General features: G+C 64.0%; 20 protein-coding genes. 5 read left to right on the forward strand and 15 right to left on the reverse strand.

All coding sequences use genetic code 11. From position 1 onward, the window contains the following. Positions 1–9: 9 nt before the first annotated feature. Complete coding sequence (locus BLU17_RS03115; RefSeq protein ID WP_091994299.1) at positions 10–1,200, reverse strand: fumarylacetoacetate hydrolase family protein; 1,191 nt, start codon at positions 1,198–1,200, stop codon at positions 10–12. 87 nt (positions 1,201–1,287) lie between these two features. Continuing rightward, the gene (locus BLU17_RS03120) at positions 1,288–3,072 is read right to left on the reverse strand and encodes an IlvD/Edd family dehydratase (RefSeq protein ID WP_091994302.1); all 1,785 of its coding nucleotides are present in this window, start codon (positions 3,070–3,072) and stop codon (positions 1,288–1,290) included. A gap of 346 nt (positions 3,073–3,418) precedes the next feature. Here BLU17_RS03120 and BLU17_RS03125 point away from each other — a divergent pair, with 346 nt between their 5' ends. The 5 genes from BLU17_RS03125 to BLU17_RS03145 all read left to right on the forward strand — a co-directional run bounded on the left by BLU17_RS03125 (position 3,419) and on the right by BLU17_RS03145 (position 10,480). Beyond that, positions 3,419–4,771 (forward strand): MFS transporter, encoded by a 1,353-nt coding sequence (locus BLU17_RS03125; RefSeq protein ID WP_091994304.1) that lies wholly within the window; start codon positions 3,419–3,421, stop codon positions 4,769–4,771. 272 nt (positions 4,772–5,043) lie between these two features. Next, complete coding sequence (locus BLU17_RS03130; RefSeq protein ID WP_091994308.1) at positions 5,044–5,826, forward strand: substrate-binding periplasmic protein; 783 nt, start codon at positions 5,044–5,046, stop codon at positions 5,824–5,826. Positions 5,827–5,834: 8 nt separating this feature from the next. Continuing rightward, entirely contained in the window at positions 5,835–8,582 is a 2,748-nt protein-coding gene (locus tag BLU17_RS03135; RefSeq protein ID WP_091994311.1) for a bifunctional diguanylate cyclase/phosphodiesterase, read from the forward strand. A gap of 205 nt (positions 8,583–8,787) precedes the next feature. Next, positions 8,788–10,071, forward strand: a complete 1,284-nt coding sequence (locus tag BLU17_RS03140; protein ID WP_091994313.1) for a sensor domain-containing diguanylate cyclase — start codon at positions 8,788–8,790, stop codon at positions 10,069–10,071. A 22-nt stretch (positions 10,072–10,093) separates the two neighbouring features. Next, complete coding sequence (locus BLU17_RS03145) at positions 10,094–10,480, forward strand: MAPEG family protein (RefSeq protein WP_091994315.1); 387 nt, start codon at positions 10,094–10,096, stop codon at positions 10,478–10,480. Between the two features lie 189 nt (positions 10,481–10,669). Here BLU17_RS03145 and BLU17_RS03150 read toward each other — a convergent pair whose 3' ends face one another. From BLU17_RS03150 to BLU17_RS03210, 13 genes are all read right to left on the reverse strand, one after another. Next, positions 10,670–12,214: a methyl-accepting chemotaxis protein gene (locus BLU17_RS03150; RefSeq protein ID WP_091994318.1), complete on the reverse strand. Its 1,545-nt coding sequence runs from the start codon at positions 12,212–12,214 to the stop codon at positions 10,670–10,672. Positions 12,215–12,287: 73 nt separating this feature from the next. Beyond that, complete coding sequence (locus BLU17_RS03155; RefSeq protein ID WP_091994320.1) at positions 12,288–12,707, reverse strand: PaaI family thioesterase; 420 nt, start codon at positions 12,705–12,707, stop codon at positions 12,288–12,290. 46 nt (positions 12,708–12,753) lie between these two features. Further along, positions 12,754–13,530, reverse strand: coding sequence for an enoyl-CoA hydratase/isomerase family protein (locus BLU17_RS03160; protein WP_091994322.1), 777 nt, complete (start codon positions 13,528–13,530; stop codon positions 12,754–12,756). Between the two features lie 8 nt (positions 13,531–13,538). After that, entirely contained in the window at positions 13,539–14,201 is a 663-nt protein-coding gene (locus BLU17_RS03165; protein WP_091994323.1) for a 4-carboxy-4-hydroxy-2-oxoadipate aldolase/oxaloacetate decarboxylase, read from the reverse strand. Further along, positions 14,198–14,869 carry an RraA family protein gene (locus BLU17_RS03170; RefSeq protein WP_091995044.1) on the reverse strand — a complete coding sequence of 224 codons (672 nt, stop codon included), beginning with the start codon at positions 14,867–14,869 and terminating at the stop codon, positions 14,198–14,200. The genes BLU17_RS03165 and BLU17_RS03170 overlap by 4 nt, the downstream gene beginning before the upstream one ends. 39 nt (positions 14,870–14,908) lie before the next feature. After that, positions 14,909–15,562: an RraA family protein gene (locus BLU17_RS03175; RefSeq protein WP_091995046.1), complete on the reverse strand. Its 654-nt coding sequence runs from the start codon at positions 15,560–15,562 to the stop codon at positions 14,909–14,911. 42 nt (positions 15,563–15,604) lie between these two features. Continuing rightward, complete coding sequence (locus tag BLU17_RS03180; RefSeq protein WP_091994326.1) at positions 15,605–16,603, reverse strand: DODA-type extradiol aromatic ring-opening family dioxygenase; 999 nt, start codon at positions 16,601–16,603, stop codon at positions 15,605–15,607. Between the two features lie 41 nt (positions 16,604–16,644). Beyond that, the gene (locus BLU17_RS03185; RefSeq protein ID WP_091994329.1) at positions 16,645–17,874 is read right to left on the reverse strand and encodes a CaiB/BaiF CoA transferase family protein; all 1,230 of its coding nucleotides are present in this window, start codon (positions 17,872–17,874) and stop codon (positions 16,645–16,647) included. Positions 17,875–17,885: 11 nt separating this feature from the next. Continuing rightward, the gene (locus BLU17_RS03190; RefSeq protein ID WP_245746709.1) at positions 17,886–18,332 is read right to left on the reverse strand and encodes a Zn-ribbon domain-containing OB-fold protein; all 447 of its coding nucleotides are present in this window, start codon (positions 18,330–18,332) and stop codon (positions 17,886–17,888) included. A 2-nt stretch (positions 18,333–18,334) separates the two neighbouring features. Then, the gene (locus BLU17_RS03195; RefSeq protein ID WP_091994334.1) at positions 18,335–19,498 is read right to left on the reverse strand and encodes a thiolase domain-containing protein; all 1,164 of its coding nucleotides are present in this window, start codon (positions 19,496–19,498) and stop codon (positions 18,335–18,337) included. Further along, on the reverse strand, positions 19,495–20,640 hold the full coding sequence (locus BLU17_RS03200) for an acyl-CoA dehydrogenase family protein (protein ID WP_091994337.1): 1,146 nt from the start codon (positions 20,638–20,640) through the stop codon (positions 19,495–19,497). The genes BLU17_RS03195 and BLU17_RS03200 overlap by 4 nt, the downstream gene beginning before the upstream one ends. A 17-nt stretch (positions 20,641–20,657) precedes the next feature. Further along, a complete protein-coding gene (locus tag BLU17_RS03205) occupies positions 20,658–21,839 on the reverse strand; it encodes an acyl-CoA dehydrogenase family protein (RefSeq protein ID WP_091994340.1) in 1,182 nt (393 codons plus the stop codon). Positions 21,840–21,855: 16 nt separating this feature from the next. After that, positions 21,856–24,006: an acetate--CoA ligase family protein gene (locus tag BLU17_RS03210; RefSeq protein ID WP_091994343.1), complete on the reverse strand. Its 2,151-nt coding sequence runs from the start codon at positions 24,004–24,006 to the stop codon at positions 21,856–21,858. Positions 24,007–24,296 lie beyond the last annotated feature (290 nt).

The following is a 24,296-nucleotide window of genomic DNA, read 5'->3' on the forward strand; positions in this document are numbered from 1 at the left end:
TGTCTTTCCTCATTCAGTGGCTAAGAGCAATCCGCGTGCGGCGAGATTGCGGTAAAGCGCGCGCACGCCGAAGGTCCACGGTGCGAGTTCCGTGCTTAACCGTACGGTGTTGGTCAGCGCGCCGAGTTGCGGCGTGGAGATGGTGACCTTGTCGCCGAGGTGATGGGTAAAACCGCCGCCTTCCGCGTCGCGGTCCTTGATGGGCGAGAACATGGTGCCGAGAAAGAGCATGAAGCCGTCCGGGTACTGATGATGCGGCCCCCACGTCTGCGCAACGAGGTCGGCCGGGTCGCGGCTGATTTCGCTCATGTGGCTCACGCCTTCGAGCACGAAGCCGTCGTCCGCGCCCTTCACGCGCAGCGAGACACTGGCCTCGCGGACCGAGTCGAGACTGAACGATTCGTCGAACAGACGCACGAACGGGCCGATGGCGCACGACGCGTTGTTGTCCTTGCACTTGCCGAGCAGCAACGCCGAACGGCCTTCGATATCGCGCAGATTGACGTCGTTGCCGAGCGTCGCGCCGGCGATCTCGCCACGGCTATTGACGGCGAGAACGATTTCCGGCTCGGGGTTGTTCCAGTTCGACACGGGCAGCAACCCGACGTCCGCGCCAAACCCCACCGCCGACATGGGCTGCGACTTCGAAAAGACTTCCGCGTCGGGGCCGATGCCCACTTCCATGTACTGGGACCACGCACCGCGCCGTTCGAGTTCTGCCTTGAGCTTCATTGCCGCCTCGGAGCCGGGCTCGAGCTTCGAGAGATCGGTGCCGATCGTCGCGGCAATGGTCTCGCGAACCTCGCGCGCCTTCGCGGGATCGCCGCCCGCCTGCTCCTCGATCACCCGTTCGATGAGACTGACCGCAAACGTCACGCCGCACGCCTTGATGGCCTGAACATCGTTGGGTGCGAGCAGGCGAAGCGTGGGTTCCCCGTTGCCCGGCAGATTCGCGTCGACGAGTTTCCCGACCGGACCGAGCGACTCCCCCGTCACGGTGCGCGCAAACCGGGCAATGTCCTCGCGGTCGAAAAGGTCTGCGGTAGTCGGCGCGCTGCTCGTGACGTCGAGGACTTCGCCATTGCGAACGAGCACCACAGAGGGTCCTTCATGCTCGCCCGCCTTGCGCCACACGCGGCCAACGAGAAGCGCCCGCTCGACATCGACGGGAAGCCAGTTTGATCGGGAATTCGAGGTCATGGTGCGAAATGTCTCCAGTTCATGTGCGCCGCTCATGCGGCAGGGCGAGCCCGATGCATCCAGGCCGGCCCGATCCGGGTTGGCGGCCTAGTGTGAGTGGCGCGGATTTCCGCGTTCGGCGATGACTTTCAGGTAGAGCGTGGCGGGTTCGAGGCACCCGCCCGTCGACAGTTGGCCCACCGTCTTGCGATACAACGCCTGCCACGGCGTCTGCGCGGGCGGGATGGCAAAGCTCGCGGTTTCGCGTCGTCGCGCCAGCTCTGCTTCGTCGACGAGCACGTTGACGCTGCGCGCATTCAGATCCACGCGAATGCGGTCGCCCGTTTGCAACAGCGCGAGCCCGCCGCCCACGGCGGCCTCGGGAGACATGTTGAGAATGGACGGGCTTGCCGACGTACCGCTTTGCCGGCCGTCGCCCATCGTCGGCAGCGACGTGATGCCCTGGCGCACCAGTTCGGCCGGCGGCGCCATGTTCACGACCTCGGCGCTGCCCGGATAACCGACGGTGCCGGCGCCGCGAATCACGAGAATGCAGTGCTGGTCGATTTCGAGCGACGGATCGTTGATGCGCGCGTGATAGTCCTCCGGACCATCGAACACGATCGCTCTCGCCTCGAACGTATTCTCCGCGCCCGGCTCGCTCAAATAGGTCTGCCGGAACGCGTCGCCTACCACCGACATCTTCATGATGGCGCTGTCGAAGAAGTTGCCCGAAAGCACCATGAATCCCGCGCCATGCCTGAGCGGCTCGTCCGTGGTCTTGATGACTTCGCGATCAGGTTCGGGCGTGCTGTCCGCAATCGCGCCAATGGTAAGGCCCGACACGGTCAGGCAATCGCGATGCACGAGGCCGGCGCGATCGAGTTCGCGCAGCACGCCGGGCACGCCGCCTGCCCGGTGAAAACTCTCGCCCAGATACTCGCCCGCCGGCATGCAGTTCACGATGAGCGGCACCTGCTCGCCAACGCGCTGCCAGTCTGCCAGACTCAGTTCCGTGCCCATATGCCGCGCAATCGCGATGAGATGCGGCGGACAGTTCGTGGACGCGCCAAGTGCCGAAGCGACCACGATGGCATTCTCGAACGCCGCTTTCGTCATGATGCGCGACGGCCGCACGTCGTCGCGCACGAGGTCGACGATGCGCTTGCCCGTTGCGTACGCCATCTGGCCGCGTTCGCGGTAGGCTGCGGGAATGCTGGCGCAGCCGGGCAGCGACATCCCGAGTGCTTCGGCGAGGCTGTTCATGGACAGCGCCGTGCCCATCGTGTTGCAGTGGCCGATGGACGGCGACGAAGCCGTGGTCAGCTCCATGAAGCCCTCGTAATCGATTTCGCCGGCCGCCAGCAGATTGCGCGCGTGCCAGATGACCGTGCCCGAACCGACGCGCTGACCACGATGCCAGCCGTCGAGCATCGGGCCGCCCGAGAGCACGATGGCCGGCATATCGACCGTCGCCGCGGCCATCAGGCACGCGGGCGTGGTCTTGTCGCAACCCGTGGTCAGTACGACACCGTCGAGCGGGAAGCCGTGAAGAATCTCGACGAGACCGAGATAGGCGAGGTTGCGGTCGAGCGCGGCGGTGGGCCGGCGGCTTTGCTCCGCAAGCGGATGGACGGGAAACTCCATCGGAATGCCGCCCGCGTCGCGAATGCCCGCCTTGGTGCGCGCCGCGAGTTCGATATGGTGGCGATTACAGGGTGCGAGGTCGCTGCCCGTTTGCGCAATGCCGATGATGGGGCGGCCCGATTGCAGTTCTTCGCGGGTCAGCCCGTAGTTCATGAAACGCTCGACGTAAAGCGCCGTCATGTCGGCATGCGCCGGGTCGTCGAACCACTCCTGGCTTCGCAGGCGCCGTGGATTGGGCTGGGTCATGTCTCTTGCTCCGTTGTACCTTGTCTCGACGATGTGGCGGGCGCTGACGAACGCTCACGAACACACCCATAAATAAGCCGATAGCGCTTGCCGAAGTGTTATCGGTAACATTCAAGATGTTAGCACTTTGCGCCGCATCTGTGGACCGGGTCAGACTACGCGCTTTTCCGCTAAATGACCAGGCGACGGGCGGCCGAGGCGGAATCCCCTGGGTTGCCGCGGAGCCGCGTGCCGTGCTAACGTGGTGCGCCGTTTTGTTACCGGTAACATATTTGGGATGCACCAGCAGGTAACGCTCGTCGCAGCGACACCGTTCGATGGCACATTTAAAAGGAGACACAAGCCCATGCCGACCATGACCCAGATTGCGGATTCGCCGCCCGCCGTCAACGAGACCGAAGAACAGCTGTACCGCAAGGTCTTGAAGCGCATTCTGCCGATATTGCTTCTGTGCTACGGGGTCGCCTACCTGGACCGCGTGAACGTCGGTTTCGCGAAGCTGCAGATGCTCGACTCGCTCGGCTTGAGCGACAGCGTCTACGCCGTGGGTGCGAGTATCTTCTTCTGGGGCTATTTCCTCTTCGAGATGCCGAGCAACCTGCTCCTTCACCGCTATGGCGCGCGCTTCTGGATTGCGCGCATCATGGTGACGTGGGGCATCGTCTCTTCGTCCCTCGCGTTCATCTCGCCGCTCGCCGGCTTCTTTCACGTCCAGCCCTCGACGATGTTTTACGTCCTCCGGTTTCTGCTCGGCGTATGCGAAGCCGGCTTCTTTCCGGGCATCATCCTTTACCTGAACTACTGGTTTCCGGCGCGGCGCCAAAGCGTGGCAATGTCGGGATTCCTGATCGCCATTCCCGTGAGCCTCACGTTAGGCGGCATCCTCTCCGGGTGGCTAATGGAGAACACCCACGGCCTGCTCGGCCTCGGCGGCTGGCAGTGGATGCTGCTGCTCGAAGGCGTGCCCTCCATACTCGTTGCCTTCGTGGTGCTCTTTCGCATGGGCGACGGCATTCAATCGGCAAAATGGCTGAGCGCTTCCGAAAAGGCCATGCTGCAAAGGAATCTCGAGCACGAAAGCGCAAAGAAAACACATAGCGCGGCAGCGGCGCTCAAGAGCCCTCGCGTCTGGCTGCTCACCTTCATCCTGCTGACATTCAATACCGGTTTTTACGGCCTGGCGTTCTGGCTGCCCTCCATCGTCAAGGCGTCGGGCGTGAAGAGCACGTTCAATGTCGGCCTGCTGACCGCCATTCCCTATCTCAGCGCGGTCGTCGCGATGATCTGGAACGCGTCGCACTCGCGCAAGACGGGCGAACGCCGGCTGCACGCGGCAATTCCTGCCTGTATCGGCGGCATCAGCCTGATCCTGAGCGCGCTTTCCGCGCACAACGTACCGATTTCAATCGCATTCCTGACCATTGCGACCTGCGCGATTCTCGGCCTGATGCCCATTTACTGGACATTCCCGGGCCAGATCCTCTCGGGCACAGCGGCCGCGGCAGGTATCGCGCTCATCAACTCCGTCGGCAACCTCTCGGGCTTTACGGGCTCGATGATCACGAGCGTGGCAAAGGACCTCACGGGCGACATCAACAACGGCACGTATGCGCTCGGAGCCTGCCTGCTGATCAGCTGCGTCCTTATTCTGTCGATTCCGAAGAACATGTTGAACGGGGACCCGGCCGAAGGAAGCTGATCGGTTTGCTAACTTGCCAGAATGGATCGCCGCCACCAGCACGCTTGCGCGAAACTTCTCTACACCATCATTAATCGGCAATAGAGCGCCGGCCTTGTGGCGGCGCTTTTTTTTGCGTGAGCGATTTGTCCGCGCATCCGTCCCGTGCACAATAAGCGTGCGAAAGAACTTCGAGCAGCCTCAAGAAAAAGCGGCGCACTGCCGATAACACGTACAGACTGTTTTCCGCCCGACAGACTGTACGCAGGCTACTCTCACGCAACGGAGACGCTGTGATTCGAAACTGCCTTGGAGGGCTGCTGCTGGCGCTTGGCTGTCTCGGGACCGCGATTGCGGCGGGACCCGACTGCTCGCGCTCATTTACGCTTGCCTTACACGATCACGGGTTGCTCTATTCCGTCGACACGGACACCGGCATCGACAAGGACTTCGCCGACGAACTGGCGCGCCGCAGCGGCTGCCAGATCCGCGTGAGCCTGATGTCGCGGGCGCGTATCTGGAAGCTGATCGAATCGGGCGCGCTGGATTTCAGCCTCTCGGGCATTGCCAACGACGAGCGCAATCAGTACGCGGATTTCGCCTGGTATTTCAGCAACAAGTACTATCTGCTGGTGCGCAAGGATTCGGGCATCCACCAACTGGATGATTTCGAACACAACGACAAATTTCAGCTTGGCGTGATTCGCAGCTTCCGCTACAGCGCATCGGCCAACCGGCTGGTCGATTCGCTGGCCGCGCAAAACCGCGTCAGCCAGGCCGGCGGTCTGGAGCCGCTGTATGAAGCGCTGATCCTTGGGCGCATCCAGGGCATGATCATCGAGCCTTTCGATTATCCCGCCATCGATGAGGCGAAGATCCGGGACGTGACGAATATCGTGGAGTTCGACGACCCTCCCATTCCGCATGGCCTCATCATGTCGAAGAAAGCGCTCTCGCCCGAGGAACGCGAAAAGTGGCGGGCACTGGTCAACGAAATGATTGCGGACGGGACGGTCCGGCGCATTTTCGTGAAGTACTTCAAACCCGACCTCGCTGATTCGATGGTCCCCTTCTAGACGCCGCCATGACCCGGACGCGCCTCGTTCTGCTCCCGCTGTTGATCCTGGCCGCCGCGCTCGGCGTGACGTGGGCGCTCTGGAATCACGAACGGCAAGCCGCGCGACACGAACTCCTCACGCAGTTCGATTTTTCGCTAGGCGACGCGGTGAGCCGCATCGAGCAGCGCATGGGCACATACGAACTTCTGCTGCGCGGCGTGCAGAGCCTCTTCGCCGCCAGCGGCAACGTGGACCGCGATGCGTTTCGCGCCTATGTCGGCACGCTCAATCTCGACGCCAATTTTTCGGGCATCCAGGCCATCGGCATCATCGAATGGGTGCCGGAGATGCAAAAGGCCGCGCATATCGCGGCCATGCATCAGCGCGGATTGCCCGGCTATACGATCCAGCCCGACGGCCAGCGCGAAGACTATGCGCCCATCATCCAGCGGGAGCCGTATATCGGCGCCAATCGCGCGTCGCCCGGCTTCGACGCCTGGGCCGACCCCGTGAGGCGGCGCGCCATGGAGCAGGCGCGCGACACCGCCATGGCGACCATTTCGGGCAAGGTGCGCCTCTCGGTGGATACCGGCCCCAACGCCAGTCCCGGCTTCGTCATGTACCTGCCGGTCTACGCACACGGGCAGACGCCGGAAACCGCAGTGCAGCGGCGCGCCCAACTGGTCGGCTGGGTCTATGCGTCCTTCCGCATGCACGACGTCATCGCAAGCCTTTACGGCGAAGAACCACCCGGCCTTTCCATGGCCATCTACGACGGTGTGGAAACTTCGCCTCAAGCGCTGCTGTACAAGACCTCCGGCGCACCCGGCATTCACGTGCCCTCGGACCTCTCGGCCAGCGAATATCTCGTCGTCTGCGGCCACGACTGGCTGCTGAAGATGACGGCGCGCGACGGCTTCAAGGCGCGTTTCGGCCGCGACGCGGCGACACTCATCGCGATTACCGGCACCGTCCTGAGCCTGCTGCTCGCGCTCCTCACGAGGCTCATGATGACCGGCCGCAGCCGCGCGATACGGCTAGCCTCGTCGATGACGAAGGAACTGCGCGAGAGCGAGGAAAAATTCCGCGCCATCGCGGACTGCACGGTCAACTGGGAAATCTGGTGGTCGCCCGAAGGCAAGCCGCGCTGGATCAACTCGGCGGTGGAGCAGTACATCGGCTATACCGTCGAAGAATGCATGGCCATGAGCGACTTCGCCCGCACCGTGATCTATCCGGGAGATATCGCCCATGTCGAGCCCGAGTTCCGCGGGGCGCAACGAGGCTCCCGTGGCGACAACCTCGAATTCCGGTGCGTGCGCAAAGATGGGTCGCTGATGTGGCTCTCGGTGTCCTGGGTGCCGATCACCGATTCCAGGGGCGACTTCATCGGCTTTCGCACGAGCGGGCGCGACATCACCGAGCGCAAGATCGCCGACGAGCGGATCAAGGAACTGGCGTTCTTCGACGCGCTGACCGGATTGCCCAATCGCACGCTGCTGCTCGATAACCTGAAGGACGCCATTGCTGCGAGTGCACGCAACGGCACCAGCGGTGCGCTGCTGTTCATCGATCTCGATCACTTCAAGACGCTGAACGACACGCTGGGACACGACAAGGGCGACCTGCTGCTGCGGGAAGTGGCCAAGCGCCTCGCGGCGAGCGTACCCGCGGGCGACACTGTGGCGCGGGTGGGCGGCGACGAGTTCGTCGTGGTGGTCGGCAAGCTGAATCCGGACCGAAACGAAGCGGCGCAGCAAACCGAAGACCTCGGTCAGCGGATTCTCGCCGTTCTTGGCAATCCTTACCGACTCGGCGACATCGACTACCGCAGCACCGCAAGCATTGGCGCAACCGTTTTCCAGGGGCTTCAGACATCGACCGACGACCTCATGAAACAGGCCGATCTCGCCATGTACAAGTCCAAGGAAAGAGGGCGCAACGCCGTGCGGCTTTTCGATCCCGACATGCAGACGGTCGTGGTCGAGCGTGCCGCGCTCGAGGCGGCGCTGCGCGACGCCATCGAAAACGACGAGTTCGTGCTTCACTACCAGATGCAGATCGACGGCGACCGCGTAACCGGTGCCGAGGCGCTGGTGCGCTGGCTTCATCCCAAGCGCGGACTCGTGTTCCCGGCCGATTTCATTCCCGTGGCGGAAGAAACCGGGCTGATCGCCAAGCTGGGCAACTGGGTCCTGCATGCCGCCTGTATCCAACTGGCGCACTGGGCCACGCGGCCCGACACGGCGCACTTGACGATTGCCGTCAACGTGAGCGTCCAGCAGTTGCACAAACCCGACTTCGTGGACGCCGTGCTGACGACGCTCCACCGCACGGGCGCGAGACCGGACAGGCTGAAACTGGAGCTGACGGAAAGCGTGCTGGTCGACAACGTGCAGGAGATCATCGAGAAAATGGAAGCGCTGAAGGCCCACGGCATCGTCTTCGCGCTGGACGATTTCGGCATCGGCTATTCTTCGCTTTCCTATCTAAAGCGCCTGCCGCTCGCGCAACTGAAAATCGACCGCTCTTTCGTGCGCGATGTCCTTGTCGATCCCAACGACGCCGTGATTGCGAGAAGCATCGTGGCGCTGGCGCACAGCCTTGGAATAGGCGTGATCGCGGAAGGTGTCGAAACCGAAGAACAACGTGCCTTCCTCGCTTCGGCGGGGTGCTACGCATATCAGGGTTACCTCTTCTGCCGGCCGGTTCCCATCGAGGCGTTCGAAGCGGCGCTCGGCCGGATGGAGGCACGGCAGTGTCTCGCGGAGTGACTGCGTAACGCCGTTCGACGCGCCACGCATCGCCAAATCGACGGGAAACTTTCCTCACTGCGCAGAACGCGCAATCCGATATGTTCGAAAACGTGCCGAAGCCGCGTCCAATGCGCGATGTACAACGTTGCCTGCCATCGTCGTGCAATGAGGACTACTATATCGTCAGTGTATTGGTATTGGGCAACCGGATCGAGGAGGCTCGATGGCCGACTGGTCGAACATGATTCGCGATTTCGTCGACGAAATCGCTGCGAGCGTCGCGATGATTGGCCGCGACGAACGCGGCCAGTTCGTCGTTTCTGCATGCAACGATCATTTCATGCAGATGACGGGCGGCAAGCGCGGCACCATCAAATCGTTTCCGGCCTCATTCGACACGCTGATTCCCAATTACGCGCGGACGGAATTCCGCCAGAAACTGGGCGAATGCTTCGAATCGGGGGTCGCGCGGGAACTGGAACAGGCCTACGATCTAAGGGACGGAACGCACTGGTGGCGCTTGTCGTTGAAGCCGCTGCGTCAGTCGGAAGGCGGAAGCCCCGTGCTCGAAATCATGGTCACGGGCCTCGAAATCACGACGAAGATGCTGTTGACGCACGAACTCGAAGTCAGCACGTCGCGGTTTCGTTCCGTCGTGGACGCGGCCTACGACGCGATCATCACGATCGACCAGCAGCACTGCATTACGCTCTTCAATCGTGCCGCCGAGCGTTTGTTTGGCTATTCAGCCGAGGAAATGCTCGGCCAACCCATTACGCAACTATTGCCCGACCGCTATCGCGCCAATCATTCGCAGTATGTTCACCAGTTTGCCCGCTCGCCCGTGCGTTCCCGGCAAATGGACGAGCGTAACCGCGTATATGGGCAGCATCGTGACGGCTCACCGCTGCCCGTCGAAATTGCGATATCGAAAATCAATGTCGGCGGACTGATCGAATTCACCGCCGTGATTCGCGATATCGCCGACCGTGTTCAATTGATGGATTTGCTCCAGAAACAAGCCGTTACCGATGAATTGACCGGCCTGCCCAATCGCAGAGAGTTTTCCGATACCGTAGAGGCGTTTTTGGGGTCGGACAACAAGCTTTCGGTTTTCATTCTCGATATCGATTTCTTCAAGAAGATCAACGATAGCTACGGACACGATGTCGGCGACGAAGTGCTGCGCGTCATGGCAAAGGTCGTGATGAACGCCGACAAGCGCATCGACGTGTTTGCCCGTTGGGGCGGCGAGGAGTTCGTCGCCGCGCTGCCGGGCCTCGATATCGAGGAGGCAACGGCCGTTGCCGAGGACTTGCGCCTGACGATCGAGCAGCAGAATTTTGCGCACACCTGGCGACTCGACAAACCCATTCCGTTTACGGTGAGCATTGGCGTGACCGAACGCTTGCCTGGCGAGCATGACGTCGGCGCGATCGTCAAGCGTGCGGATCTGGCGCTGTATCGAGCCAAGGAGAGCGGACGCAATCGCGTGGAAGTTGGCTGAACCAACCGACAAGGAGCGTGGAATGGACAGAATCGCGCTCTCCTGCGTAGCCGTCCTGGGCTTATTGCTGTTCGGCCTCGGGCTGTCCATTTCCATGCTGCGGTTTCGCGAGCGCACGCTTTCGGGCGGCGCGCCGGACCCGTCGGATCTGCTGCACAAGTTCGTCCGCGCGCACGCGAACACCGCCGAATATGTTCCGTTCTTTGCGGTGCTTTTTCTTTATCTGGGCGCGCATTCGCCAACGCCCGCCACCGTGGCGCTGATGGTGGCCGCGACTGTGTGCAGGTGCCTGCTCGTCGTTGGCCTCATTGCCTTCCCGAGCATGGCGAAGCCCAATCCGGCGCGATTCGTCGGCGCGCTCGGAACCTACGCAGCCGGTATCGCACTCAGCCTCGCGTTGTTGCATTGAGCGGCAACGGCCAGCGCACGCCGGGAACAAACCTTCGTTGCGCGTGCAACTTCTGCGGTTTTTTCTTCGTTTCGACGTGATCGTGTTCGCGCTGCGAGCCCGGTATTTTCGCCGTGACACGGCGTTTGCGGTTGATATGCGGGGTTGGCGGTTAGTTGCGTCATGGCGTCGACCGAGCAGCCGCCCGGACTACGCCGAAGGAAGCGCGAAGCGCGCAATTGCTTCGCGCAGGCTCGCGGCCTGATCGCGCAGCGAATGCGCCGCTGCTGCGGCCTCCTCGACCAGCGCCGCGTTCTGCTGCGTCACCCGGTCCATTTCGCTGATCGCCTCGTTCACCTGCTCGATACCGGCGCTCTGCGCCGACGACGCCGCGCTGATTTCATCGAGGATTGCATGCACGCGCGTAACCGACCGCACGATGTCGCCCATCGTCTCGCCGGCATTCGACACTTGCTCCGCGCCGGCCTCCACAGCCTGCGTCGATGCATCGATGAGATTCTTGATATCGCGCGCCGCTGCCGCCGAGCGTTGCGCGAGGCTACGCACTTCCGCCGCGACCACGGCGAAGCCGCGCCCGTTCTCGCCAGCACGCGCCGCCTCGACCGCCGCGTTGAGCGCGAGAATGTTGGTCTGGAACGCAATACCGTCGATCACGCCGATGATGTTTGCGATCTCCCGCGAGCTGTTCGTGATGTCGCCCATGGTATGCACCACGCCGTCCACGGCGTTGCTGCCGCGCCTCGCAACCTCGGCGGCTGCGCTCGCGAGATGCGCTGCCTGCCCCGCGCTTTGCGCATTGCGCTTCACGTTGGCCGTTATCTCGTCCATGCTTGATACCGTCTGCACGAGCGCGGCGGCCTGCTTTTCCGTGCGGCTCGACAGATCGGCGTTGCCCGAGGCGATTTCGCGCGCGCCGACGTTGATGTTCTCCGCGCCGGCCTGCACGCGTGACACCGTCTCGACAATTCCGTCGCGCATGGTGGCAAGCGCCAGCATGAGGCTGGGCTGGCCGCTGCTGCGCACCGGCACCTGCTCGACGAGGTCGCCTTGCGACATGCGCCGCGCCGCCTCGACCGCCACCTCCATCTCACCGCCGAGCGCACGCATGATGCTGCGCACCACGAACGCCATCACCAGGGTGGAAGCACCTGCAAGCAGCGCGGTAACGACGAGCCAGCGCAACAGATTTGCATAGAACTCCGTATCGATATCGTCCATGTACATACCCGTGGCGATGTACCAGTCCCACGGCGCGAAGCGGACCACGAAGTTGGTCTTGACCGGATGTACGTCGCTGTGTGGCTTGCGCCCCACGTAGTCGGCAAAGCCGCCGCCGTGCTGGTTGCCAGCGGCCACGAGCTTGGGAAACAGAGGCTGGCCGGCTCCGTCCATCATGCGGCTCGCGTCCTTGCCGGCCATTTGCGGCAGAAACGGATTCATCACGATCACAAGATGCGAATTGATGACCGCGACATAGCCATCGTCGCCGTAGCGCAGTCCGCCCAGCGCAGAAAGCGCCTGCTTGCGCGCCTCGTCCTCGCTTAGCGCCCCCTGCTGCGCGAGATGGTAGTAATGGTCGGTCAGACTTTGGGCTTGCTGGACAAGCGATCTCAACTGGTTTCTACGATCGTCGAGCATGGTCGAGCGCGTCTGCCACGCGCCAAATCCGCCGACCAGCACGAGACCGATCCACAGAACGGCGATCATCGAAACGAGCTTGCGGTTCAAGGTCATATTGGAATTTTTATAAGGATGGCGAAACAGAATCCGCAAGTACCTGTCCGGACTCCCCGATACGCGCGGTGCCTCAGCGCACGACGACCATGCACACCGCCGTCGCCGTCGCGACGAGTTTCTCCTCCTGCCACAACTCGCCGTTCACGTTGCATACACCCCGCCCTCTGCGCACGAGCGTCGCCCGGCCGGTCAGCTTGCCTGGCTTTGCAGGCCGCAGGAACGAGGCGTTCAGGTTCAGCGTCGCGCAATGCTCGCCCTCGGCCAGCGTGGAAACGACCAGTGTCGCCGTCACGTCGTCGAGCATGGCGCACAGCATGCCGCCCTGCACCTGGCCCGCTGGATTCAGGAATGGAGCGCCTCCCTCGTACTCTGCCTCCAGCGAGGCTTCGCCCAGCGATATAAACGTACCGCCGAGCATGGCCGTAATGGGCGGCGGCGAGCCGCGCTCGCCATACAGCCGCGCAAGAACGGGCTTTTCGTCGATGTCCATTGAAGGTCTCCCTGTTTGCCTGCCGCGAAGCGCAGCTATTCACTATTCATTCGCCACGAAACACCGGCTTGCGCTTTTCCTTCCACGCGAGCGATCCTTCGCGCAGGTCCTGCGAAGTGTCCGCCCGTGCCACGTCGCGCTGAAACTCGTCCTCGTCCAGCGTGCCGTTCGCGATCCGGTTCAGATGTTTCTTCATGCCGAGCAGCGCGAGCGGCGCCATGCCGGCCAGTTCGATACTCAGGCGCTCCACTTCGCCGTCCAGCGTTGCGGGCGCAACGACCGCATCGAGAAAGCCGCAAGCCAGCATCTGCGCGGCATCGAGCGTGGCGGCGCGCAGCAACAGATTTTTCGCCACATTCAGGCCGAGTCGCGAGACGTAGCGCTGCAGGCCGCCACGATAAAAAAGCAGCCCAAGCCGTGCCGCCGGAACGAACATCTGGCTGGCTTCAACCCCAATGCGAAAGTCGCAGGCGAGTGCGAGATCGGTCGCGCCGCCAAAAACGCCGCCGTTTATCGCGGCGATCGTCACGGGGCGCGCCTGCTCCAGTTCGTTCGCGAGCGCCTCGAAGCTCGCCCCCGCGTTTTCGTCGGCCACGCTGCCGATGTTGAAGCCGGCGCAAAAGTGCCGCCCTTGCGCGCACAGACGCAGCACGAGCACGTCGCGCGCGACGTTCACGTCGCGAATAAAACCGCGCAGCGTGGCGAGGTCTTCCGGTTCGAGGCGATTCGCCATTTCAGGGCGTCGCAACGTGACCGTCGCGATCGGGCCCGCAACGGTAAGCTCAGGCGCGAGCCCGGGTGAATGGGCGGGTTTCGAGGTCATCTCCAGCCTTAGTGGAAATTGTAGATCTGCATGGTCGTTTCGCCGGTCTCGATGCGTTTGCAAATCGTCGCTTCGTCGGCTTCGCGCTGCGCGCCCCTGGCCACGACCTCTGCCGCTCGCGCGCGCGGGATGGCCACCACACCGTCACGGTCCCCGACGATCAGATCGCCTGCACATACCGTAACGTTTCCGATCCGCACCGGCTCGTTGATCCAGCCGATCGCGCCATAGTCCTTACCCGTGCCGCGAATGGAGAGTCCGCGCGAGAACACCGGAAAACCGATGCTTTCCAGCAGGTCCGCGTCGCGCACCGCGCCGTCGATCACGAGACCCGCGAGCCCCCGCACCTTCGCGGCGGTCGTCATCACCTCGCCCCAGTAGCCATGCTCGTACACGCCGTTCGTGTAGACCACGAGCACATCGCCCGGCTGTGCGAGCGCAATCGCGCGGTGCAGCCAAAGGTTATCGCCGCCGGGCGAATGCACGGTGACAGCCGTGCCGCAAATCCTGAAGTCCGGCGCGACGGGCTTGATTGCCGCGGGCAATGCGCCGATCTTCCCGCCGGCTTCGTGCAGCGTGGCAGCGGGCACGCTGCGCGCGGCCTCGACCACGCTTGCTTCGACGCGTTCGATCGCAGTGCGAATCGTCGTCGCGCTATCGTGCTCTTTCATGCTTGTTTCTCCCGCGTCTGCAACTGGTGGTACTTGAACTGCTTGCGCGCCTCGTCCAGATGCATGCCGCTGCGGCAGGCCTCGCGAATCGCGTCTTCCGCGCGGTGAATCGTCTCCGCTGCTTCGAGCACGGCGTCCTCGTGTTCGCGCGGAATCACGATCACGCCGTCGGCGTCGCCGCGCAGAATGTCGCCGGGCTGCACGCGCGCCTCGCCCACATTGACCGGAATATTGGTCGCCTCCACCTGCACGCGGTCCTTGCCCGTGCGCATCCAGTGATCGCGGCTGAAGATCGGGTAGCCGAGCTTCAGGCACAGCGACACGTCGCGGCAGATGCCGTTGATTACCGTGCCCGCAATGCCGCGGCGATGCGCGATTTCGGTAAGGATGTCGCCCCACACGGTGGCATCTTCGCGGCCGCCGTTATCGAGCACGATGACGGCGCCCTCGGGTACGTCGTCGATATAGTCGCCCACCGTGCCGGGCGGATTGGCGGCGGGACCGTACTTGAGCGTCCAGGCGCGGCCCGCCAGGCGGAAGTCCATACTGCGCGCCTTGATCCTGTAGCACTGGCCGTTGATGCCGAGCTTGTCGAGCGCGTCGGAAAGCGTGGCCGTGTCGAGCTTGCCTGCACGTTCCACATTGCGGTCGTCGCGGTTATCGTTCATCGTCATGGTTCCGGAAAGTGTCGTGAATTGCGGATGCGCTCAGGCAAGCATGTGTTCGTAGTTGCCGCCCATTACCTTGCCGACTGGCGTGCCCGCGAGAATCGCCTTGGCCATCGCGGCTTCCCTGGCGACGATCATCTCGGCGGTTTCGAGCACGGCGTCGATGTCGGCTGCGCGGATGAAGATCACCGCACTGTTGTCGGCCACCACATAGTCGCCCGCCTCCACCCGCACCTCGCCGATCTGAACCGGTACGTTGGTGCCCTTTTCGACCACGCGGCCACGCGCCGTGCGCGCCGTGGTCGCGCGACTGAATACGGGCAACTCGTAGCCGATGGCTTCGTCGATATCGCGCACGTGGCCATCCGCGACCACGCCCGCAACTTCGCGCACCTTGGCGGCCAGCGAGAGCAGGCCGCCCCAGCATCCTGCTTCCACGCCGCTGCGCTGCTCGACCACGATCACGTTGTCGGCGTTGGCCTGTTCGATCGCGGTGCAGCCGAGATGCACGGGCGGCCCCGGCGGCGCGACGCCCGTGCCGAGCTTGACGGTGATCGCACGGCCAGCAATGCGGCGCTCGCCCGAGCGCTGCGGCAGGCCGCTAACCACGCCACCCAGTTTCAGTTTGTCGAGCGCATCGGAGACGGCGCAGCAGTCGAGCCGCCGCAAGCGCTGTACGTTTTGGTCAGCCATGTCGTTGTCTTCCATGTATGTCTTGAGCCGATTGAGGCGGGATCAGTCGAGCGTGCGCCACGCCGCGAAGCAAAGGCCGGTTCCGGTCAGCGCAGGACTGCGGTAGCCCGGCGTGTACGACACCCATTCGAGATCGAGCGACTTGACAGCCTCGACCGCGATGATCCAGTTGCGAATTTCGGAACTGCCCGCCTGCAGTTGCTTCGGATCTAGCGCGGCAAGCCAGGCGCTGTCCTTGCGGCGGATCGCATTGATGATGCCGTTGTCGAGGTCCTCGTCCACCACGAAGTGCGAGAGGCCGCCCGAAGCGAGCACGCCAACGCGCAGGTCTTCCGGGTAGGCTTCGATCAGCTCGCGCAACGCGGCGCCAAGCTGAATGCAGCGGCGTGGCGTGGGCTGATTCGGCGGATCGAAGGTATTCACGATCACCGGAATCACCGGCAAATCGAGGCCTTGCAGGTAGCGCCGATGAATGAACGAGAACGCGTGTCCCTCGTATTGGCCGCGTTCGAGACCATCCATCGCCGCGATGTCGAAGTCGCGCTCGCAAAGCTCGCGGATCACCCAGCGCGCCATTGCTGATTTGACGGGATAGTGCGCGTCCCCGTCCGGCTCCTGACGCATGGCGCGCGCCCGCGCGTACCAACTGTCGTTCGGGCTCGTCTCGCGCTTCGCATTGCGAATCGTCTCTCCGTAGTAGATGGCAAACGCCGGATTGTTCGTGGTTCGAAACAACTCCGTCTGGTCGTCGCCGACCACGATCAGCACGTCGAGCTTCGCGGCGCGAATGCGCTCGCGCAATTCGTCCATTGCCGCTTCGGCCCGATCGTAGCGCTCGCCCATGCGTTCCGGCGTGACCATCGCTTCGGCTTCCGCGGGTGCGCGCTCCAGCAGGTCATCGTATGTGACGTGATTGCCGCCCTTGTCGAAATAGTGTGGATTCTTCGGGTCCACCGCGCGAAAGCCGTGCTGCCAGTCTTCGCGCTGCGAAACCAGCATGATGCTGTGCGACGAGCCGAATGCGGCTACGAGGCGTGCCATGTCGTCTCCTTCTCCTGTACGTTGTTGCTCTGCTCGAGCGCTCAGACGACGAACGCCGCGCGCCACTGTTCGATTTGCTCGTCCGCGTAGCCAAGCTCGCGCAGAATGGCCTGCGTATGCTCGCCCTGCTCGGGCGCGAGCCGGGGCGACGCTTCGCGCGGGTAGCGCGAAAGACGGAACGGCTGGCCGACGAAAGCGACTTCGCCCTTGCCCGGCAGATCGACAGGCCACGCCATCCCGAGATGCTTGACCTGCGGGTCCTCGAACACCTCGTCGATGCGGTGAATCGGCCCGCAAGGCACTCCTGCCTTGATAAGGACTGCGGTCCATTCTTTCGTCGTGCGCGTCTTGAAGACTTCGCTCACGGCGTGGTTCACGGCGTCGCGATTCTCCACGCGGGCCGGATCGGAGTCAAAACCCGGCGCGCGCGCGAGATGATCGAGGCCGAGCGCCTCGCACAGGCGCGTCCACATGGTCTGACCGATGGCCGCGAGATTCAGGTAGCCGTCCTTCGTCCGGAACACGCCGGTGGGCACCGTGAGCGGATGCTCGTTGCCCACCTGCTGCGGCACCTTCTTGTCCACGAGCCATTGCGCGGCCTGGAAATCGAGCATCGCGAGCTGTGCTTCGAGCAGTGACGTCTGTACCCACTGCCCCTCGCCCGACGCTTCGCGCTCGAGCAACGCCGTGAGAATCGCCATTGCGCAGAAGTGGCCCGCACAAAGGTCCGCAATCGGAATACCCACGCGCATCGGTCCTTCGCCCGGCTTGCCCGTCACGCTCATGAGCCCGCCCATGCCCTGCGCAATCGAGTCGAAGCCCGGCCATTTCGCATACGGTCCGTTCTGGCCAAAGCCCGAAATGCTCGCGTAGACAAGGCGCGGGTTGATCGCACGCAGCGCATCGGGGCCGATGCCGAGACGGTCTTTCACATCAGGCCGGAAGTTCTCGATGAATACATCCGCGCGCTTGACCAGCTCATGCAGAATCTCGCGGCCCGCAGGGTCCTTCATGTTCAGCGTGAGGCTTTCCTTGTTGCGATGCAGATTTTCGTAGTCGGCGCGATTGTGGTCGCGCCCGCCGATCATGTCGTCGCCGCCGGGCGCGCCGGGCGGAATCTCAAGCTTGATCACGCGCGCACCCATGTCGGCGAACAGACGCACGGCGGTCGGTCCCGCGCGCACGCGCGAAGCGTCGATGATCGTGAAGCGTGACAGCGCGCCTTTACGATCCCGTCCAGTTGCCTGCGTATCCTTCAAATCCTGGCTCATGGTCGCCTCCCTCAGGCCGGAGTAAACATCGCAACGGGATAGCCACCGTCGCTGGGCTTGAACACCACTTGCACGCGTTGGCCAATGGCGAGGGACGCCGGATCGCAGTCCACGAGATTGGTGAGCATCGTCACGCCTTCGTCGAGCGTCACGTAGGCGAGCGTGTAACGCGCTTCGTCCTTGCCCATCGTGCTGTGCGAATAGATCGCGCCCATGCCCTTCGACTCGATCCACCCGGTATTCGCGCTCAGGCAGTGCGGGCAGATGTCGCGCGGGTAATAATGCGTCTCGCCGCAGTCGGCGCAGTGCTTTACGAGCAGACGCCCTTCACTCGCCGCCTCCCAGAACGGCAGCGCCTCGGGCAACGCCCGCGGCGCGGGGACGCGGCGCGGACCGGCGGGCTTCGCCGCTTTCGCTGCATGCTGCCCTGATTCCATATTGCGATTAGTCGTACTCATCGTTAAACCCGTTCCAAAATGAGCGTTGCGGCCGTGTGCCGCGAGGCGAGCGCACCGCCGATGCCGTTCGCGAGCGCAATGTCGCAGTTCGGCACCTGCACGGCTGGGTGCGCTTCGCCACGCAACTGGCGCACGGCTTCGATGACCTTCGTCACGCCGCCGCGGTTTGCCGGATGGTTGTTGCACAGGCCGCCGCCGTCGGTATTGAATGGCAGCTTGCCGACGCCCGAAATCAGGCCGCCGTCCTGCACGAACTTGCCGCCCTCGCCCTTCTTGCAGAAGCCGAGATCTTCGAGTTGCATGAGCACGGTGATCGTGAAGCTGTCGTAGAGCGACGCGTACTTGATATCGGCCGGCGTCAAGCCCGCTTCCGCGAACGCCGCCGCGCCCGACCATCTGGCCGCCGACCACGTCAGATCGATCCGGCCGCCCGCCGCATGCCTGGGCGCTTCGCCCGTGCCGCGCACTTTCACGAGCGGGCGCTTGAGCTGCTTTGCGATCTCGGGGCGGGCGACGATGAGCGCGCCTCCGCCGTCGGTCATGACACAGCAATCCAGACGATGCAGCGGGTCGGCGACCATCGGCGAATTCACGACATCCTCGACGGTCACGACGTTGCGCAGCATGGCGTGCGGATTGTGCTGCGCGTGATGCGAGGCCGCGACCTTGATCCACGCGAGCTGCTCGCTAGTCGTGCCGTATTCGTACATGTGGCGCTTTGCCACCATGCCGTAAAGGTTCTGCGTGGCCGGGCCGAACGGCAGCTCGAACTGTACCTCGGGTGCGTCCGGGTCCGGCGCCTTCAGTGCAAGCGCCGCGCCCGCTGCGCGCGGACGGCCCGCGAGCGTGATGAGCGCCACGTTGCAGCGGCCTGCTGCAATCGCCTCGGCCGCGTGCGCGACGTGGAGAATCGGCGCAGAGCCGCCGCACTCGGTCGAATCGACATGGCGCAGCTTCAGGCCAAGGTATTCGGCGATCGTCGTAGTGCCAAGGCCGGGCGCGTCGCCTGCGCAGAAGTAGCCGTCGATGTCGTCTTTCGTCAGGCACGCGTCTTCGAGTGCGCCCTTCGCAACGTCGGCGTGCAGGCGCACGACGGAAAGATCATCGGCCTTGCGCGTGGGATGTTCGTACGCGCCGACGATATACGCTTTTCCGTTCAGGCTCATACGTTCTCCTCATCAAGGCGATGCGACGTAAAGCGGTTCAGTTGCCACGTCGCGTCTCCGTAGGTCATGTTGATCGCGAACATGCGCTTGGCGTAATGACCCGCGCGGCACTCTTCTGTCATACCCATTGCGCCGTGCAACTGGATCGCCCATTCTCCCGCGTTCTTGCACGCATCGCCGATAAAAGCCTTCGCCGCCGAGACAAATCGGCTGCGGCGCGCCGGGTCGCTTTCGTCGACCGCCATCGCGGCTGCGCATGCCATCGACTTGCCCTGTTCGAGCGCGATGAGCGTGTCGGCGATGCGATGCTGGAGCGACTGGAACTTCGCGAGCGGCGCGCCGAACTGCGTGCGCGTCTTCAGATGCTCGACGGTCAGTTCGAGCAGCGCCTCCAGCGCGCCGACCGATTCCGCGCACAGCGCGGCGTTCGCGCGGTCAAGCGCTGCTTCGACGAGCGCGCAGGCCTCGCCCGCCTCGCCGATCAAATCGGCCGCGGTGACGGCCACGTTCGCAAAGCTCACGTGGGCCGCGCCACGCGCATCGATCGTTGCGAAGCTACGCCGCGTGATACCCGGCGCATCCGCATCGACGAGGAAAAGCGACAGGCCATGCCTGCTGCCGCGCTCGCCCGACGTCCGTACCGCCACGACAAACGCGTCGGCGACCCCGCCGTCGAACACGAGCGTCTTGGTGCCCTCGATGCGCCAGCCGTCGCCGGTTTCCGTCGCCCGCACCGCGAGGCGCGAGAGGTCGTAGCGCGCGTCGGCTTCGCCCACCGCGAGCGCGAGCACCTTATCGCCGCACGCGGCTGCTTCGAGCCATTGCGAACGCTGCGGCGCGCTGCCCGCCACACCGATCAGCGCGGCGGCGGGCATGCCGCTCGCCAGCCACCCGGCGCCACCCAGCGCGCGGCCCAGTTGCTGCGCGACGAGCATGGTTTCCACCGCGCCGTAACCGCTGCCGCCGAAGTCGGGGGCGATCGTGAGGCCGGTGACGCCGAGTGCGGCGAGGCCCGCGCGGCGGCGCGCCGCGAGCGCCGCGTCCTCGGCATTGCCGCGCTGGTGCGCGGGATATTCGCCGTCGCAGAAGCGGCGTACCGCATCCTGCAGCGCGACGTGATCTTCGGTCAGAGAAAAGTCCATGATTTATCGTGTCCGCTTCAGGCGTTGAACAACGCGCGGCTGATCAGGTTGCGCTGCACTTCGTTGGTGCCGCCGTAGATCGACAGCTTGCGCGCGTCGAAGTAGTTGGCCGCGATGGCAATGACGTCCTCGGAGCTCGGCGCCTCATGGCCCGCCTGGTCGAGCAGCGCGGCCTCGTCGAATGCAATGGCGTCGGGGCCGGCGATGTCGGCAAGCAATGCATAAATCGCCTGACGCAGTTCGGTGCCGCGCACCTTGAGCATCGAAGCCTCGACCGCCGGCACGCGGCTTTGCTGGTTCGCGCTCAGCATGCGCAGGCCCGTGAATTCGAGCGCCATCAATTCGATCTCGAGACGGCTCACGCGCGCCTCGAAAAGCGGGTCGCCGGCGATTCCCTGCCGCTTGCCGAGCTGCTTGACGCGCGCAAGCTGCTGTTTGCACGAACCGATGCCCGCAATACCGGTACGCTCGTGTCCAAGCAGGTACTTGCCATATGACCAGCCCTTGTTCACCTCGCCCACGAGGTTCTCGACCGGTACGCGCACATTGTCGAGATAGACCTCGTTGAGATCGGTGCCGCCTTCGAGCATGCGGATGGGGCGCAATTCGACACCCGGCGACTTCATGTCGACGAGCAGGAACGAAATGCCCTCCTGCGGCTTCGCGTTCGGGTCGGTGCGAACGAGCGCGAACATCATCTCGCACCAGTGCGCGTACGAAGTCCAGACCTTGTGCCCGTTCACGACGAAGTGATCGCCGTCGCGAACGGCAGTCGTGCGCACACTGGCGAGATCCGAGCCCGCGCCCGGTTCCGAAAAGCCCTGCGCCCACCACGTTTCGCTGCGGCGGATGGCGGGCAGGTAGCGCGCTTTCTGTTCAGGTGTGCCGAACGCGTTGAGCACGGGACCCAGCATGTTGATGCCGCTCGCGATGATGCGCGGCGCACCGCCGAGCAGCGTTTCCTCGTCGAAGATGTAGCGCTGCAGCGGCGTCCATCCCGGGCCACCTGCTTCTTTCGGCCACGAAGGCGTGATCCAGCCGCGCTCGTAAAGGCGCGTGTACCACTCGACGTAGTCGGCGCGCTCAAGGCGCAGGCCCAGCTCCGCCTTGCGCTTGAGTCCCGGCGACAGGTTCTTCTTGACGAACTCGCGCACCTCGGCGCGAAACGCTTCGTCCTCCGCGGAGAATTCCAGTCTCATTGATTCATTGTCCTTATCAGTGATGTGCGGCGTCTCGCCCACCGCACACGACGAGCGCATCGAGCGCGAGCACACGGTCGGGATAGGCCACGAGCGGGTTCACGTCGATCTCGGTGATCTGCACGTTCGCGCGCATCTGCGCGCCGATCGCGGCGACGGCCTTCGCGATGGCGGCCACGTCCACGCCTGCCGCGCCGCGCACGCCGTCGAGCAGCGCCGACGCCTTCAGCCGACGCAGTTCCGCGACGATGTCGGCTTCGGCCATGTCGGCCGGGATCAGCCGCACGTCCTTGAGCGCCTCGATCCAGATGCCGCCGAGACCCACCAGCACGACGGGTCCCCATTCGGCATCGCGCTTCGCCCCGACCACGAGTTCGAGACCGCGCGGCCCCATCGCCTCGACGAGCGCGCCATCCAGCGTCAGCTCGGGGCGATGCGAGGCCACGCTCGCATGCAGCTTGTCCCAGCCGCTGCGCAGCGCGTTCGCGTCGGCGAGGCCCACCACCACGCCGCCCACGTCGCTCTTGTGCGGCAGCTCGCTCGCCTGGGCTTTCAGTACGACCGGGTAACCAATTTCCTCTGCAATCCTGATCGCTTCGTCAATCGACTTCGCGAGCCGGCCAGGCGGCACGGGAAGGCCCGCGGCGGCGAGCCATTGCTTGCCCTGATATTCGGCGTAAATGCCGTTCGCGGGCACGGGGCACGGCAGCGCGATTGCCGCGGGTTGCACCGTTTGCGCGCGCTCGGCACGCTGCAACGACTCGCCATAAGCGGCCACGCGTGCGCAGGCCCGCAGCGCGCGGTCGGGCGAGCGGAAGAACGGCACGCCGCTCTCGGCAATCGCCTCGACGAAGAACGGCTCCAGTGCGTTGTTGTCGCCCATCACCGCGAGCACGGCCGGTTTGGTTGCGCGCGCAAGCGCCGGCACGAGATGGTCGGCCTTGTCGCGCTGCGCGATGGACGGACCGCCCATGATCGAAAGCACGAGGCTGCCGATGTTCGGATCCGCGAGCACGGTGTCGATCAGCTCACCGATCAAGCCCGGATTGCGCACGCCGATCGTCGTATAGTCGAGCGGGTTGTCGGCCACGGCGAAGTCGGGCAGCAATTCGGTCAGCTTCTTGAGCGTGGGTTCGGTAAGCTGCGGCAGACTCAAGCCGATGTCGTCCGCAAAGTCGAGCGTGATGTTCTTCACCGCGCCCGATGCCGTCATCACCGCCGTGCCCGCCGCGGGCGGCACGGGGAAGCGCGCGAGGATCGTGGTGGTGTCGAACAGTTCGTCGAGCGAATCGACCACCACCACGCCTTCGCGGGCAAGCAGCACACTCGCCGTGGTGTGGTCGCCCGCCAGAGCGCCCGTGTGCGACTGCGCCGCTTCGCGGGCCCGCGCGCTTTTGCCGGGCATCAGCATCACGATCGGCTTGCCTGCCGCGCGCGCTTCGCGCGCCAGTGTGAGGAACGTTTGCGGCCGCCGCACCTGCTCGGCGTAGACGGCGATCGCGCTGGTTTGCGCGTCGGCGACGAACCACGCGAGATAGTCCTCGATGCCGAGCACGGCTTCGTTGCCGGTGGAAACCGCCGCCGTGATCGGCTGGCCGCGACCCATGAACGCGTCGCGCAGATTCGCCGCCATGGCGCCGCTTTGCGCCACCACGCCCACGCCCTTGCGGCCCGCGCACGGGTATGGCGCGAGCGCCTCGAAGGTTACCGGCACGCCTTCCTCGAAGTTGGCGAAGCCCATGCAGTTCGGCCCGATCAGCGCAATGCCCGCGGCATTCGCGGCTTCGGTCAGCGCCCGCTGTTTCGCGCGGCCCTCCTCGCCCGCTTCGGCGTAACCCGAAGCGAAAATCACCGCCGCACCCGTGCCGAGCGCGCCCAGCGTGCGCACCGTGTCGAGCACGCCGGCTTCCGGAATGCAGAGCACCGCGAGATCGATGCCTTCGGGCAGCGCCCCGACACTGTTCACGCAGGGGCGGCCGTTGATTTCCTGGCTGCTGCGCGACACGAGATGGATCGCGCCCGCATAACCGAAGCGCTCGAGGTTCTGCAGCACGAAGTTGCCGAACGAGCGCGGGTCGGCGGAAGCGCCGACGATCGCGATCGAGCGCGGCTTGAGCACGCGTTCGACGGGCAGCACGACGGCGGCTTCGGGGAGTGACTGACTCATCAGGGCATGCCTCTTCTTGATTGCTTGATCGGGATACCGGAACGGTCGCCCAGGATCGTTTCGATGAGGATCATTCTGGCATACCAGAACAGCATTCTCAATACACCAGAGGCTCATTTCCATGCCTGGCGTTTTCCCCTAGTCACCCAGGGAATAGTCATGGCATCAGCCATATATCACTGATTTATATGCAATTTCTCTTGTCGACAGGTGACATCAGGGGCCACACGCGTCGGTATAAGAAAAACCCCAACTTGAATACCACAACGTCAAATTGGTATATTTGCTTT

It is taken from the genome of Paraburkholderia lycopersici (assembly GCF_900096975.1).
GTDB lineage: Bacteria > Pseudomonadota > Gammaproteobacteria > Burkholderiales > Burkholderiaceae > Paraburkholderia > Paraburkholderia lycopersici.

Coding starts and splice junctions, on each gene's coding strand:
- BLU17_RS03115 (WP_091994299.1), bottom strand. CDS start 1,200: ATGACCTCGAATTCCCGATCAAACTGGCTTCCCGTCGATGTCGAGCGG.
- BLU17_RS03120 (WP_091994302.1), bottom strand. CDS start 3,072: ATGACCCAGCCCAATCCACGGCGCCTGCGAAGCCAGGAGTGGTTCGAC.
- BLU17_RS03125 (WP_091994304.1), top strand. CDS start 3,419: ATGCCGACCATGACCCAGATTGCGGATTCGCCGCCCGCCGTCAACGAG.
- BLU17_RS03135 (WP_091994311.1), top strand. CDS start 5,835: ATGACCCGGACGCGCCTCGTTCTGCTCCCGCTGTTGATCCTGGCCGCC.
- BLU17_RS03140 (WP_091994313.1), top strand. CDS start 8,788: ATGGCCGACTGGTCGAACATGATTCGCGATTTCGTCGACGAAATCGCT.
- BLU17_RS03145 (WP_091994315.1), top strand. CDS start 10,094: ATGGACAGAATCGCGCTCTCCTGCGTAGCCGTCCTGGGCTTATTGCTG.
- BLU17_RS03150 (WP_091994318.1), bottom strand. CDS start 12,214: ATGACCTTGAACCGCAAGCTCGTTTCGATGATCGCCGTTCTGTGGATC.
- BLU17_RS03155 (WP_091994320.1), bottom strand. CDS start 12,707: ATGGACATCGACGAAAAGCCCGTTCTTGCGCGGCTGTATGGCGAGCGC.
- BLU17_RS03160 (WP_091994322.1), bottom strand. CDS start 13,530: ATGACCTCGAAACCCGCCCATTCACCCGGGCTCGCGCCTGAGCTTACC.
- BLU17_RS03165 (WP_091994323.1), bottom strand. CDS start 14,201: ATGAAAGAGCACGATAGCGCGACGACGATTCGCACTGCGATCGAACGC.
- BLU17_RS03170 (WP_091995044.1), bottom strand. CDS start 14,869: ATGAACGATAACCGCGACGACCGCAATGTGGAACGTGCAGGCAAGCTC.
- BLU17_RS03175 (WP_091995046.1), bottom strand. CDS start 15,562: ATGGCTGACCAAAACGTACAGCGCTTGCGGCGGCTCGACTGCTGCGCC.
- BLU17_RS03180 (WP_091994326.1), bottom strand. CDS start 16,603: ATGGCACGCCTCGTAGCCGCATTCGGCTCGTCGCACAGCATCATGCTG.
- BLU17_RS03185 (WP_091994329.1), bottom strand. CDS start 17,874: ATGAGCCAGGATTTGAAGGATACGCAGGCAACTGGACGGGATCGTAAA.
- BLU17_RS03190 (WP_245746709.1), bottom strand. CDS start 18,332: ATGAGTACGACTAATCGCAATATGGAATCAGGGCAGCATGCAGCGAAA.
- BLU17_RS03195 (WP_091994334.1), bottom strand. CDS start 19,498: ATGAGCCTGAACGGAAAAGCGTATATCGTCGGCGCGTACGAACATCCC.
- BLU17_RS03200 (WP_091994337.1), bottom strand. CDS start 20,640: ATGGACTTTTCTCTGACCGAAGATCACGTCGCGCTGCAGGATGCGGTA.
- BLU17_RS03205 (WP_091994340.1), bottom strand. CDS start 21,839: ATGAGACTGGAATTCTCCGCGGAGGACGAAGCGTTTCGCGCCGAGGTG.
- BLU17_RS03210 (WP_091994343.1), bottom strand. CDS start 24,006: ATGAGTCAGTCACTCCCCGAAGCCGCCGTCGTGCTGCCCGTCGAACGC.